Raw genomic sequence first — 13151 nt, 5'->3', positions numbered from 1 at the left:
ATGGGTGTGCGCACCTGGATCGACTCATGGCCGGTCTACCGCCAGCTCAAGGGCACCGACCCGCTGGGCCGCGGAGCCGCGGCCAAGAGCGCGGGCGGTGCGCGGCTCGCGCCCCGCACCGCGAGCGCGGAGCGGGTGGTGAAGTCGGTGTGCCCGTACTGCGCGGTGGGCTGCGGGCAGAACGTCTATGTCGAGGGCGGGCGGGTCACTCAGATCGAGGGCGACCCCGACTCCCCCGTCTCCCGCGGCCGGCTGTGCCCCAAGGGTTCGGCGAGCCTCCAGTTGACCACCGGTGACGCCCGCGAGCACCACGTGCTGTACCGCCCTGCCTACGGCACCGCATGGGAACGGCTCGATCTCGACCGGGCGATGGACATGATCGCCGACCGGGTGATCGCGGCACGGCGGGCGGGCTGGCAGTGGGAGGTCGAACAGACCCGCACACGGCGCACGCTCGGCTTCGCGAGCCTGGGTGGCGCCACGCTCGACAACGAAGAGAACTACCTGATCAAGAAGTTGTTCACCGCGCTCGGCGCCATCCAGATCGAGAACCAGGCCCGCATTTGACACTCCTCCACGGTTCCCAGTCTGGGAACCTCGTTCGGACGCGGCGGTGCGACCACCTTCCAGCAGGACCTGCAGAACGCGGACTGCATCGTCATCCAGGGCTCGAACATGGCCGAGTGCCATCCGGTCGGCTTCCAGTGGGTGATGGAGGCCAAGGCCCGCGGTGCGAAGGTGATCCACGTCGATCCGCGCTTCACCCGCACCAGCGCGCTGGCCGATCTGCATGTGCCGCTGCGCGCGGGCACGGACATCGTCTTCCTCGGCGCGATCATCAACTACGTCCTGCAGAACGACAAGTACTTCCGTGACTACGTGGTGGCGTACACCAACGCGCCCACGGTGCTGCGGGAGGACTTCCGGGACACGGAGGACCTGGACGGTGTCTTCTCCGGCCTGGATCCGGACAACCGCCGCTACGACAACAGCAGTTGGCAGTACGAAGGCACACAGGTGCAGGCGGCGTCCGGCGACCGCGACCGCTGGTACGAGGAGCGCACCAGGGGCGGCAGGTCGGTGACCGAGGCCGCGCGCGGCGAGGCCCACGGCTCCGGCGGCGCGGCCATCGGCATGGGCGAGCCGGAGCGGGACGAGACGCTGAGCCACCCGCGCTGTGTGTTCCAGGTGCTCAAGCGGCACTACGCCCGCTACACACCGCGGATGGTGGAACAGATCTGCGGCGTGCCGCAGGACCTGTTCCGGCGGGTGTGCGACCTGGTCACGGACAACTCGGGCCGGGACCGCACGACGGCCTTCGCCTACGCGGTCGGCTGGACCCAGCACACGGTGGGCGTGCAGTACATCCGCACCGCCGCCATCCTCCAGCAGCTCCTCGGCAACATCGGCCGGCCCGGCGGCGGCATCCTCGCGCTGCGCGGGCACGCCTCCATCCAGGGGTCGACGGACATCCCCACCCTGTTCGACCTGCTGCCCGGCTACATCCCGATGCCGCACGCACATCTGAACCAGGATCTGGACGCCTTCGTCGAGGCGGACTCGGCACGCAAGGGCTACTGGGGTGACATGCGCTCCTACCTGGTGAGCCTGCTCAAGGCGTACTGGGGCGAGGCCGCGAGGGCCGAGAACGACTTCTGCTTCGACTATCTGCCGCGTCTGACCGGCTCCCACTCCACCTACGAGACGACCATGACCCAGCTGGAGGGCACCTGCAAGGGCTACTTCCTGTACGGCGAGAACCCGGCCGTCGGCAGCGCCAACTCCAAGCTGCAGCGCCTGGGCATGGCCAACCTGGACTGGCTGGTGGTCCGGGACTTCTCGCTGATCGAGTCGGCCACCTGGTGGAAGGACGGCCCGGAGATCGAGACGGGCGAGCTGCGCACCGAGGACATCCGTACCGAGGTGTTCTTCCTGCCGGCCGCCGCGCACACCGAGAAGGACGGCAGCTTCACCAACACCCAGCGCATGCTGCAGTGGCACCACCAGGCCGTCGAGCCGCCCGGCGAGGCCCGCAGCGACCTGTGGTTCACCTTCCACCTGGGACGGCTGATCCGGCGCAAGCTGGCCGGCTCCACCGACCCGATGGACCGACCGGTGCTCGATCTGGTCTGGGACTACCCCACCAGGGGCCGGCTCGCCGAACCGGACGCGGAGGCCGTCCTCGCCGAGATCAACGGCCGCGACGCCGACGGCCGTCCGCTGTCCTCCTACCTCCAGCTCAAGGACGACGGCTCCACCCTGTGCGGCTGCTGGATCTACTGCGGGGTGTACGCCGACGGCATCAACCAGGCGGCCCGTCGCAAGCCGGGCGCGGAGCAGAACTGGGTGGCGGGCGAGTGGGCGTGGGCCTGGCCGGCCAACCGCCGCATCCTGTACAACCGGGCCTCGGCCGACCCGGACGGCAGGCCGTGGAGCGAGCGCAAGGCGCTGGTGTGGTGGGACGCGGAGAAGGCCCGGTGGGTGGGCCATGACGTCCCCGACTTCCCCCAGGACAGGTCCCCGCACTACCAGGCGCCACCGGACGCGACCGGCTCCGACGCCCTGTCCGGCACGGACCCGTTCATCATGCAGGCCGACGGCAAGGCATGGCTGTACGCCCCCTCGGGCCTCACCGACGGTCCCCTGCCCGTGCACTACGAGCCGCAGGACTCCCCGTTCCGGAACCTGCTGTACGGGCAGCAGCGCAACCCGGTGCGGCACCTGATGCCGCCGCTGCCCGACAACCGCTACCAGCCGAGCGCCGGCGAACCGGGCACGCAGGTGTTCCCGTACGTCGCCACCACCTACCGGCTCACCGAACACCACACGGCGGGCGGCATGTCCCGCTGGCTGCCCTATCTGGCGGAGCTGCAACCGGAGTTCTTCTGCGAGGTCTCGCCGGAACTCGCCGCGGAGCGCGGTCTTGCGCACACCGGCTGGGCGACGATCGTCAGCGCCCGCAATGTCATCGAGGCCCGTGTGCTGGTCACCGACCGGGTGCCGCCGCTGACCGTGCAGGGGCGGACCCTGCATCAGATCGGGCTGCCCTACCACTGGGGTCCGAACGGCTACAGCACGGGCGACGCCGCCAACGAACTGCTGCATCTGTCTCTCGACCCCAACACCCATATCCAGGAGGCCAAGGCGATCGCCGTCGACATCCGGCCCGGACGGCGCCCCCGGGGTCCGGCGGCCGCCGAGCTGGTGCGCGCCTACCGGACGCGGGCCGGCATCGACGACCGGACCGGCACCCAGATGTGAACCAAATCGGCACGCAGATGTGAGGGCGGCCGCGCTCCCTCACGGTCACCGGAGCACGGCCACCGGAGCACGGCCGCCGCAGCACGGCCACCGGAGCACGGCCACCGGAGCACGGTCACCGCAGCACGGCCGCCGCAGCACGGTCACCGGAGCACGAGGGAGTGCGGTCCGCACGGCACGAGTTCCCCGATCACCGGCGCCCCGGGCACCTCGCCGGCGACCAGCAGCCCCCCGGAGGTCTGGGCGTCGGCCAGCAGGAGCCGGGTGTCCTCGTCGGTCGTGCCGAAGTCCGTGACGGGCGTCACCCACTGGAGATTACGCCGGGTGCCGCCGCTGACGTACCCGTCCCGTACGGCCCTGTGTGCGCCGTCGAGATACGGCACGGCGGCCGTGTCGATCACCGCGGTCACCCGTGAGGCCCGGGCCAGCTTGTGCAGATGGCCCAGCAGCCCGAAACCGGTGACGTCGGTGGCGCAGACCGCCCCGGCCGCGAGGGCCGCGGCCGACGCGTCCCGGTTGAGGGCCGCCATCGTGGCGACGGCCTGCTCGAACCGTTCGCCGGTGGCCTTGTGCCGGTTGTTGAGCACGCCGAGGCCGAGGGGTTTGGTCAGCGACAGCGGCATGCCGGGCCGGCCGGCGTCGTTGCGCAGCAGCCGTGCCGGGTCGGCCAGCCCGGTGACGGCCATGCCGTACTTGGGTTCGGGATCGTCGACACTGTGACCGCCGCCCACATGGCAGCCGGCCTCGGTGGCGACCTGCAGCCCGCCGCGCAGCACCTCGCGGGCCAGCTCGAACGGCAGCACGTCACGCGGCCAGGCCAGGAGGTTGACGGCGACGACGGGCCGGCCGCCCATCGCGTACACGTCGGACAGGGCGTTGGCCGCGGCGATGCGTCCCCAGTCGTAGGGGTCGTCGACGACCGGCGTGAAGAAGTCCGCGGTGGACACCACGGCCTGGGCGGGGCCGCTCTGGGCGGGCAGCGCGACGACGGCGGCGTCGTCCCCGGTGGCGAGGCCGACCAGGAGCGGCGTGTCGACGGCCGAGGCCGGCAGCGGTGCCGACAGGGCGCCGAGGACGTCCTCCAGCTCACCGGGCGGGATCTTGCAGGCGCAGCCGCCGCCGTGGGCGTACTGCGTGAGTCGTACGGACGCTTCGCGGGTCGTGGTCATCGCGGTCTCCTGCGCGCGTAGCCTGGGGGGTCGGTGGAGGCGTGTGGGTGCCTGGTGGCCCTCCCGGTCTTCAAAACCGAGGTGCCCGAGGATCTCGGGCAGGCGGGTTCGATTCCCGTCCGCCTCCGCTTGCGGTGCCGGTACGGCAGCGCCGCCGCCGGTCGTCGACACGCTCCGTGTACCCCTGTGCGTCCAGGAACTCCAGCAGCGGCACGGCCACCCGCCGTGTGGTGCCGAGGGCCTGCCGGGCCTCGCTCAGCGTGAACGGCTGGGGCAGCCGGGCGAGCACGGCGGCGGCCCGCGCGTCCGCGCCGGGCAGCAGCACGATCCCGTCGGCGACCCGCAGCAGCGCGCCCGCGGCGACCGCGGCGGCCACCGTCTTGCGGGTCAGGCCCAGTTCGGTGAGGCGGTCGGCCTCGGGCGCGCGAAACGGTGCCGTCGCAAGCTCCCGCCCTACGGCGTCGACGGCCGCGCGGACGGCGGGCGGCAGGGTCGGCCCGAGGCTTTCGCAGCGGTACAGCCTGCCCTGACGGCGGGTGAGCGGCCGGCCACCGGGCGTGTCGGCCAGGGCGTCCACCAGTGACCGGTCGGGCAGGCCGAGCAGATGCCGGGCCGCCTGGGTGGGCAGGCCCGGTTCCAGGGGGTGCTGTCGCGCATACCGGTCCACGGCGGCGGCCAGGCGTTCTCGCAGCCCCTCCCAGTGCGCCGGGTCGGCGAGCCAGTCCCCGGCGACCGGTGGGGCCGGGGTTGGCACGCCCATGGCGAGCAGTTCCGGGCGGCGGATCAGCCCGCGGCGGCGCAGTTCGGCCGGCCCGTCCGGGACGCCGGTCATGGCGGCCAGTTGCTCCGCGCGGGCCCGGCCCGCGCCCCGCCGGGCCAGCGGCGGCGGGCGGACGTCCAGCACGGTCACCGCGCACGGTACGCGGCGGCCTCCCGGTTCGCGCAGCACTGCACGGTCGCCGACGCGCAGCGGCAGACCGCGGTCCAGGGTCAGCCGGGCGGTGTCGGGGCCGAGCGGGCGCACGGCGACCGGGACGGCGGCGGTGCCGATGTGCAGGGTGACGCGCCTTGGCAGGTCGTCGACCGGTTCGCCGCCGACCCGCACGTCGACGAGACGCGTGAGCAGCCAGCACTCCGGTGCCAGCAGCACCTGACCGCGGCGCAGTGCTCCGGCCGTGGGACCGTGCACGTTGACCGCGACCCGTGCCACCCCGCTGACGGCGGAGCGTTCCTCGTTCAGCGTCTGCAGGCCGCGCACACGGAGCGTGGCGCTCCCTTCGCCCGTCACCACCCGGTCGCCCACCCGGAGGGTGCCGGCCCCGAGCGTGCCGGTCACCACGGTGCCGTGCCCGCGCACCGTGAAGGCCCGGTCCAGCCACAGCCGTAGGTCCGCGTCGGCGGGCGGGACCGGGAGCGCGGCGGCCAACCGGGCCAGCGCCGCGCGCAGTTCGTCAAGACCGGCGCCGGTCACCGAGCTGACCGCGACGGACGGTACGGCGCCCAGCGAGGTGGCCGCCATCCGCTCCAGCGCGGCGTCCCGGGCCGGGCCGGGGTCGGCGAGGTCGCTGCGGGTCACGGCGAGGACCGCGTGCCGCACCCCGAGCGCGTCGAGGATCGCCAGGTGCTCCTCCGACTGGGCCTGCCAGCCCTGGTCGGCGGCCACCGCGAACAGCACCGCGGGCACCGGCCCGGCCCCGGCGAGCATGGTCGCAACGAACCTCTCGTGACCGGGCACGTCCACGAAGGCCACCTGCTCCCCGCCGGGGCCGAGCCGCGTCCACACGAACCCGAGGTCGAGGGTCAGTCCTCTGCGCCGCTCCTCCTCGAAGCGGTCGGGTTCCATGCCGGTCAGCGCCCGTACCAGGGCGGACTTGCCGTGGTCGACATGGCCGGCGGTGGCCAGGACACGCATGCCGGCTACCCTTCCGCGGCCGACCGGACCGCCGCGGCCAGCCGGTCGTCGTCCGCGGGCGGCACCGCGCGCAGATCGAGCAGACAGCGCCCCGCCTCCAGCCGCCCGACGACCGGTGTGGGTCCGGTGCGCAGCGCGGCGGCGAACGGCTCCGGCAGGGACAGCGCGGCACTGGGCAGGGTCACCCCGGGCGCGCCGCCGCCGCCGACCGTCGCCGCGCTCTGCACGGACCGGACGTCGATGCCGTATCCGCCGAGGGCGCGGGCGAGCCGGTCGGCGCGGGCGCGCAGGGCGGCCGGGTCGGCGGTCAGCGCCTCGGCGGTCGGGGTCGGCGGTCCGGTGAGCGTGGCCTGAAGCGCGGCGAGGGTCAGCTTGTCCACGCGCAGGGCGCGGGCCAGCGGATGCCGGGACAGCGTGCGGACGAGGCCCGCCTCGCCGAGGAGGAGCCCGCACTGGGGTCCGCCGAGCAGTTTGTCGCCGCTGGCGGTCACCAGTGAGGCGCCGGCCCGCAGCTGCGTCTCGGCGTCCGGCTCGTCGGGCAGCACCGGGTGGGGTGCCAGCAGCCCGGAGCCGATGTCGACGATCACCGGGACGCCCAGCGCGGCCAGTTCCCCGACTCCGGCGCCGCTGGTGAAGCCGGTGATGCGGAAGTTCGAGGGGTGCACCTTCAGCAGGAACCCCGTGCCGGGCCCGATCGCCGCGGCGTAGTCGGCGGCGGTCGTGCGGTTGGTGGTGCCGACCTCGTGCAGCCGGGCCCCGGTTGACCTCAGGAGGTCCGGGAGGCGGAAACCGTCCCCGATCTCCACCATCTCGCCGCGGCTGATGACGATCTCCTTGCCGGCGGCGAGCGCGGTGGCGGCCAGGACCAGGGCGGCGGCGCCGTTGTTGACGACGTGCGCCGCCGCGGCGGACGGCACCCGCTCGCGCAGGGCCCGCAGCGCCGTGCGCCCGCGCCGGGCCCGTACGCCGGTGGCCAGATCGAGTTCCACGTCGGTGGGGCCCGATGCCTCCGCCACGGCCCGGCGTGCCGCCGCCGACAGGCTCGCCCGGCCGAGGTTGGTGTGCAGCAGGACCCCGGTGGCGTTGATCACCGGGCGCAGTCCGCCCGCGGTCCGCGGCAGGAGCGCGACGGCCGTGTCGGCGATCCGTTCCGGCGGGATACGGCCGGCGCGGGCACGTTCCTGTGCCTCGCGGACCGCGGCCTTGACGACGGACACCCCCAGACCGCGGGCCGCTTCGGTCAGCCGCGGCTCCCGCAGCAGGGCGTCGGTGCGGGGGATCTGGCGCCGTACGTCCTCCTGCGGGCGGCCGGGCGCGCCTTCGGGCGCGGGCGTCGCGGCCCGTCCGCTCCCGGCTTTCTGCGATGCGACCTGCGGCTCCACCCGGTCCTGCCTCTCCGCCCGCCTCCGGCCCGTCCGAGATGTCCTGCGCGGTGTCCATCGTCTCCCAGTGCCCCGGGCCGGGCGCTCGACACGCCGCGACGGGCCGCCCCCGCGTCGACGCCGACGCGGATCAGGCGGGCGGTGGCCCGTTCCCGTCCTCGCCGGGCGCCGGGGGCGCTTCCGCGGGCTCGTCCACGACGTGCACGGCGGCCTCCTCGGCGGATGCCGCGCCGCCGGCGACACCGGTCTCCTCCGCCACGGTGTCGTCCGTCGCCCCGGCCGGTCGGGACGCTTCGCCGGCCGCCGTCAACCGCCCGGCGCGCCGGTCGCCGACCTCCGCGTCGACGCGTTCGCCGCTCCCGCCGGGAAGGTCCCCGATCCCGTCGCCCGGCGGCGGCTCCACGTCGGGTCGCTCGGCCCGCAGGCGCTCGTCCAAGGAGTCCCGCTCGCGTTGCTCCGCGGCCGTGGTACCGCGGCTCTGTGCCGCGAGCGGCTTCTCGGGCGGGGAGTAACCCTCGTCGATCGCGGGGTTGACACCGCGCTCGTCCAGGCTGTCCTCGGGGTCCAGTACCCCGGCGTCGTCCTGGACCTCGGACTGGTCCGGCTGGTACACCTCGTCGCCCATGTGCTGCTCGTACTCGCCTTGTTCGTCGGACATGCATGCTCCTCGCGCAGTCGGACCGCATCCGGCGCGTGACCGCGGCCCGCGCACCGGGCGGCGCCGCGGCCGGCGGCGCGGCCCCCGGAACTCCTCGCGCCCGGGTTTCCGGTTGCCGAACCCGTGAAACCCGTCAGCACGAGCCACGGACCGCGGTCCGACGTCGTCCATGCTGCGAGGTGTCATGAGTTCCACGACGGCCAGGAAGAACTCCCGCGACCGCACGGAGCAGGCGGTCGTACGGGCCCTGCTCGACCGGCAGGGATCCACCTACCTCGACCAGGCGGGCATCAGGTTGCGGAACACGCCCGGCCCGCTCTACCAGACGCTCGTTCTCGCCGTGCTGCTGAGCGCCCGCATCAAGGCGGACATCGCGGTGGCCGCCGCGCGGGCGTTCTTCGAGGCGGGCCTGCGCACCCCGCGCGCGATGGCGAAGGCGTCGTGGCAGCAGCGTGTCGACGCGCTCGGCGAGGGCGGATACCGGCGCTACGACGAGCGCACGGCCACCATGCTGGGCGACGGCGCGGACCTGCTGCTGGAGCGGTACGGCGGCGATCTGCGCAAGCTGCGCGAGCGGGACGACCCGAGGGACGCGCTCCAGGAGATTCCCGGCCTGGGGCCCACGGGTGCCGACATCTTCCTGCGTGCCGTGCAGACGGTGTGGCCGGAGTTCGCACCCTATGTCGACAAAAAGGCGCTGGACGGCGCCAAGCGGCTGGGGCTGCCCGCCTCGCCCGAGCACCTGGCGAGCCTGGTGAGCAAGCGCGAACTGGCTCGCTTCACCGACGGACTGGTCCACGCGGCGCTGGACAAGCCGCTCGCCGACGACGTCCTCGCCAAGGCGAAGGCGGCGTAGCGGGACCGGGCCGTCTTCCCCGAGGAGACGAAGGGCCGAGGTCATGAACGCCAAGCACGCGCATCGCGGCGGAAGTTCGCACCGCGTCCGCCGGGACGCGCCGAAACCGGCAGGGCCGGCCGGCCGGAACGACGGGTCGTCGGCCCACCCGGTGGAGGGCATCGCCGTACCGGAGGACACCGCCATGGCCCCAGGCGCGACGCCTCCCGCCGAGTCCGGGGTGTCCGGGCTCGCCGCGCCGGAACGCGAGGCACTGAGCCGGGGATGGTCGCTCGCGCCGCTCACCGTCATCTGGATCGTCGTCCTCCTCGTCGCCATCGGCCTGGTGGCCATGGCGGTCGTGCTGGCCACCACCTGACGCGTCGCACGCCGCCCTGGAACCTGGAACCCCACAGCCCGCAGCCCGACGCCTTGGAGCCTCTGGGCCCGGAAGCCCGCAGAGGGGACGCCGGTGGATGCGAACGCTGTCGCCGACGAGCTGCACGGGCTTGGGCCGACGGAGGTCACCGGGGTCCGCGACGCACGCGCCGCGCACGCCCGCGCAGCGGGTGACCGGCGACTGGCGCGGACGATCAGCGGGACGCGGCGTCCCAGCCTGCCGGCCTGGGCCGGCAGTCTCCTGGTGCGCGAGCGGCCCTACGAGGTCCGGCGGCTGCTCCGGCTCGGCCAGGCGCCAGGCGCACCGGGAACGGGACGGCACGAGGCTGCGCCGACTGGTCCAGGGGCAATGGGCGCTGATCGACGCGCTCTCCCGGCAGGCCCGGCAGCTGGCGGCCGAGGCCGGCCGCCCTCCGGCCCAGCGCCGCCGCCTGACCCGGTATGCCTGCGCACCGGTTTGGCGCCGCCCGTGCCGGTTACGCGGCAGGGGACGGCACACGGCCGAAGTGGGAGGCGGGAGTTCGACATGACACGGCGGATTCGCAAGGTGATGACCCCCGGCACGGTCACGGTGGAGCCGATGACCTCGCTGGAACAGGCCGCCGCGGCGATGCGCGAGCGCGATGTCGGGGATGTCCTGGTGGCCTACGACCGCGATCTGTTCGGTGTCCTCACCGACCGCGACATCGTGGTCCGGGCCCTCGCGGCCGGCCTCGACCCGCAGGCCACGACCGTCGGCGCCCTGTGCACCCGGCCGCCGCTGGCCACCGTGACCCCCGAGGACACCACCGACCACGCGGCCGAGTTGATGCGCGAGCACGCCGTGCGCCGCCTGCCCGTCGTGGAACGCGACGGCTGCCCGGTCGGCATCGTCACCCTGGGCGACCTGGCCGTCGGCGACGACCCGGAGTCCGCTCTGGCGGACATCGGCAGGGCCCGGCCGAACCGCTGAAGGAAGAGGACGCAAGCGCTGAGGAGGACGACCATGAGTCCCGAACCTCCCGGGCACCCCGAGCCACCGGCCCCGCGGTCGCGGTCCGGCACCATCGGCCGGCACTCCGCGCGCACCGGCAGCGAGCCGGTCACCGCGCGGAGCCCGCTGCGTCTGCGGCTGCTGCTGAGCGGGATCTTCCTGCCGGTGTTCGTGGCGGCGGCCGCGCTCTTCGCGCTGTGGGCGCGCGCCTCGGGCCCCGGGGGCAGCCCGCACCGCGCCGTGCTGATCACGATCGCCGCCCTCTGCGCGATCATCGCCTTCCTCGCCGTCGTGGACCTCCTGGTCGTGGTCCGCCGGCTGCGCCGCGAGCGGGGCACCGGCCGCTGACCACGCCGGTCCGAAGACGAAGACGACGAAGACGGGGCCGGTCGGTGAGGCCGCCCGGGTTCGGGCCGGTGCGTCAGCCGGTCATCGGGCCGGGCGTGGTGGTGCGTGGCCCGCCGGTACGGTGCAGACGTGTCGTCCTGCGACGGTGGAGGGTGGCACCGCCGGCCACGAGGGCGAGGCCCAGGCAGAACAGCAGGGCCAGGGCCAGACCGGAGCAGAAGATGCCGAGCGGACCGAGGGTCGCGATGTGCTGGCCGAGAACCGACACCGCGTAGTCCGGACCGCCCGACAGATTGCCGACGATCGCCAGGGCGGTGAACGCGGCCGTCGCCAGGAGGAGGAGCAGTCCGAGGAACACCATCTGATTCATCTCCTCAGGAGTCGTTCTGAGGACGCGAGTACCTGCAATACCGCGGATCTACACAAGGCCGTCGAGACGCCGCCCCGCGGTGGTCAGCGAGCGCCGGCAGCGGCCGAGCCCCTTCCACGGGTCGCCGTACTTGTCCAGGCGCTCGGGGAGCGTGCGCAGGGTCCACCGCCGCGGGCCGAGTTCGGGATCGTCGAGTTCGTCCCAGTGCAACGGGGTCGCGACCGGGGCGTGCGGGCGGGCGCGTACGGCGTAGGGGGCGACCGAGGTCTGGGCGTAGGCGTTGCGCTGGGTGTCCAGGTAGAGCCGGCCGCGGCGCTTGTCCTTGCGTGGCTGCGTGGTCAACCGGTCGCTGTGGCGTTCGGCGAGCACATCGGCGACGCGCCGGGCGAAGCGGCGGGCGGTGTCGAAGTCGGTGCGCCCGTCGAGCAGGACGACCAGATGCATGCCGCGCGATCCGGTGGTCATCAGCGCCGGACGCAGCCCGAGTTCGGTGAGCAGGTCCCCCACCGTGCGGGCGCTCCAGCGCACCGCCGCGAAGCCGTCCTCGCCGTCCTCCGGGGGATCGAGATCGAAGACCAGCCGGTCCGGGCAGTCCAGGCGGTCCGCCGTGCTCAGCCACGGGTGCGGTGTGATGCACGCCTGGTTGGCGAGGTAGGCCAAGGTGGCGGTGTCGTCGCAGACGGCCATGGTGAGGCTGCCGCCCTCCTTGGGCACCCGGACGGTGCGGATCCACTCGGGGAAGTAGTCGGGGACGTCCTTGTGGTAGAAGGACTTGCCCTCGTATCCGTCCGGGTAGCGTTCCATCACCAGGGGCCGGTCCCGCAGATGGGTGAGCATCGGGCGGGCCACGGTCCGGTAGTAGTCGATCAGCTCGGCCTTGGTGATCCCGTCGTCGGGAAAGAGTTCCTTGTCGGGACGGGTCACCGTCACCCGCCGATCGCCCACCCGGATCTCGTCCTTCGTCCTGGCGCTCATCGGCTTCTCCTCGCCTTCTCTGCGGGCCGCTCGCACACCACCGCCGACTCCGTCGGCGAAGCGGAGAACGGCATCCGGCCCGCCTCCTTGCGCCGTCGAGTGCCCACTGCGCGCGGCGGCATGCCGGCCCGCCGGGCATCGGGGCGAGCCCGGGGTCCACGGGTCTGACACGGCCGAACCGGGGCAGCAGAGCCGGTGCGGTACCTGTACGCCACCGTCGAGAACCGAGGTGAACCATGACGCAGGAAACGACCCCGAAGTACACGGTCCCCGGCATCGGACGCGAGGCGGCCGGCCGGCTGATCGGTCTGCTCCGGCTCCGGCTGCACACGCTCAACGATCTGCATCTGACGCTCAAGCACGTGCACTGGAACGTCGTCGGACCCCACTTCATCGCGGTCCACGAGATGCTCGACCCGCAGGTCGACCGGGTGCGGCAGATGGCCGACGACGTGGCCGAGCGGATCGCCGCGCTCGGCGGCGTCGCCCAGGGCACGCCAGGGGCCCTGGTCTCGGCGCGCACCTGGGACGACTACTCCATCGGCCGGGCCGACGCCATCGCCCATCTCGGCGCGCTCGACCTCGTGTACACGGGAGTGATCGAAGCCGTGCGCGCCGCGATCAAGGAGGCCGGTCAGGTCGACGTCGCCACGGAGGACCTGCTGATCGAGCAGCTGCGGGATCTGGAGCAGTTCCAGTGGTTCGTGCGGGCCCATCTGGAGAGCGCGGGCGGCACGCTGGCCACCGGCCGGGCGAAGACGGAGGCGGAGGCCGCCTCGAAGGGGGCCGAGCTGAGCTGAGCCGGCGCGCCCCGCGGTCGGTCATCCGGCCGCGGTCCGCCGGTCACCCGACGTGCGCGCCCCGCGGCC

General features: G+C 73.7%; 12 protein-coding genes, 1 tRNA gene and 2 pseudogenes. 8 read left to right on the top strand and 7 right to left on the bottom strand.

Annotation, left to right across the window (positions count from 1 at the left end; all coding sequences use genetic code 11):
• Positions 1–3261 (top strand): formate dehydrogenase, encoded by a 3261-nt coding sequence (fdh, locus tag ABT245_RS34000; protein WP_351741302.1) that lies wholly within the window; start codon positions 1–3, stop codon positions 3259–3261.
• A gap of 143 nt (positions 3262–3404) precedes the next feature.
• Here the strand turns inward: fdh and selD are convergent, their stop codons facing one another.
• Positions 3405–4430 carry a selenide, water dikinase SelD gene (gene selD / locus ABT245_RS33995; protein WP_351741300.1) on the bottom strand — a complete coding sequence of 342 codons (1026 nt, stop codon included), beginning with the start codon at positions 4428–4430 and terminating at the stop codon, positions 3405–3407.
• Positions 4431–4465: 35 nt separating this feature from the next.
• On the opposite strand from selD, the gene ABT245_RS33990 reads away from it, so the two are divergent.
• Positions 4466–4559 (top strand) — tRNA-Sec (locus ABT245_RS33990).
• Positions 4560–4593: 34 nt separating this feature from the next.
• On the opposite strand, the pseudogene ABT245_RS33985 reads toward ABT245_RS33990, so the two are convergent.
• Positions 4594–4719, bottom strand: a pseudogene (locus tag ABT245_RS33985) (SelB domain-containing protein); the annotation flags it as partial.
• A gap of 315 nt (positions 4720–5034) precedes the next feature.
• Between ABT245_RS33985 and ABT245_RS33980 the strand changes: the two are divergent.
• Positions 5035–5817, top strand: a complete 783-nt coding sequence (locus ABT245_RS33980; RefSeq protein ID WP_351741297.1) for a hypothetical protein — start codon at positions 5035–5037, stop codon at positions 5815–5817.
• Positions 5818–5865: 48 nt separating this feature from the next.
• Here the strand turns inward: ABT245_RS33980 and ABT245_RS33975 are convergent.
• The 3 genes and pseudogenes from ABT245_RS33975 to ABT245_RS33965 form a co-directional block, all read right to left on the bottom strand.
• Positions 5866–6342 (bottom strand): annotated as a pseudogene (locus ABT245_RS33975) (GTP-binding protein); the annotation flags it as partial.
• 5 nt (positions 6343–6347) lie between these two features.
• Complete coding sequence (gene selA / locus ABT245_RS33970) at positions 6348–7724, bottom strand: L-seryl-tRNA(Sec) selenium transferase (protein ID WP_502982248.1); 1377 nt, start codon at positions 7722–7724, stop codon at positions 6348–6350.
• Between the two features lie 130 nt (positions 7725–7854).
• A complete protein-coding gene (locus ABT245_RS33965) occupies positions 7855–8382 on the bottom strand; it encodes a DUF5709 domain-containing protein (RefSeq protein ID WP_351741294.1) in 528 nt (175 codons plus the stop codon).
• A 184-nt stretch (positions 8383–8566) separates the two neighbouring features.
• Here ABT245_RS33965 and ABT245_RS33960 point away from each other — a divergent pair, with 184 nt between their 5' ends.
• From ABT245_RS33960 to ABT245_RS33945, 4 genes are all read left to right on the top strand, one after another.
• Entirely contained in the window at positions 8567–9238 is a 672-nt protein-coding gene (locus ABT245_RS33960) for an HhH-GDP family DNA glycosylase (RefSeq protein WP_351741291.1), read from the top strand.
• A gap of 43 nt (positions 9239–9281) precedes the next feature.
• Complete coding sequence (locus ABT245_RS33955) at positions 9282–9596, top strand: DUF6480 family protein (RefSeq protein WP_351741288.1); 315 nt, start codon at positions 9282–9284, stop codon at positions 9594–9596.
• Between the two features lie 546 nt (positions 9597–10142).
• The gene (locus ABT245_RS33950; RefSeq protein WP_351741285.1) at positions 10143–10568 is read left to right on the top strand and encodes a CBS domain-containing protein; all 426 of its coding nucleotides are present in this window, start codon (positions 10143–10145) and stop codon (positions 10566–10568) included.
• Positions 10569–10601: 33 nt separating this feature from the next.
• Positions 10602–10937 (top strand): DUF6343 family protein, encoded by a 336-nt coding sequence (locus ABT245_RS33945; protein WP_351741282.1) that lies wholly within the window; start codon positions 10602–10604, stop codon positions 10935–10937.
• A 73-nt stretch (positions 10938–11010) separates the two neighbouring features.
• Here the strand turns inward: ABT245_RS33945 and ABT245_RS33940 are convergent, their stop codons facing one another.
• Positions 11011–11307 (bottom strand): hypothetical protein, encoded by a 297-nt coding sequence (locus ABT245_RS33940; RefSeq protein ID WP_351741279.1) that lies wholly within the window; start codon positions 11305–11307, stop codon positions 11011–11013.
• 48 nt (positions 11308–11355) lie between these two features.
• Positions 11356–12282 (bottom strand): non-homologous end-joining DNA ligase, encoded by a 927-nt coding sequence (gene ligD, locus ABT245_RS33935; protein WP_351741277.1) that lies wholly within the window; start codon positions 12280–12282, stop codon positions 11356–11358.
• 236 nt (positions 12283–12518) lie between these two features.
• Between ligD and ABT245_RS33930 the strand changes: the two genes are divergently transcribed.
• On the top strand, positions 12519–13082 hold the full coding sequence (locus ABT245_RS33930) for a Dps family protein (RefSeq protein WP_351741274.1): 564 nt from the start codon (positions 12519–12521) through the stop codon (positions 13080–13082).
• The last annotated feature ends 69 nt before the right edge of the window (positions 13083–13151 follow it).

The organism is Streptomyces sp. NPDC001508, assembly GCF_040298665.1.
GTDB lineage: Bacteria > Actinomycetota > Actinomycetes > Streptomycetales > Streptomycetaceae > Streptomyces.
Note: the sequence above shows the minus strand (reverse complement) of the source record. Positions and strands in the feature narration are given on the sequence as shown.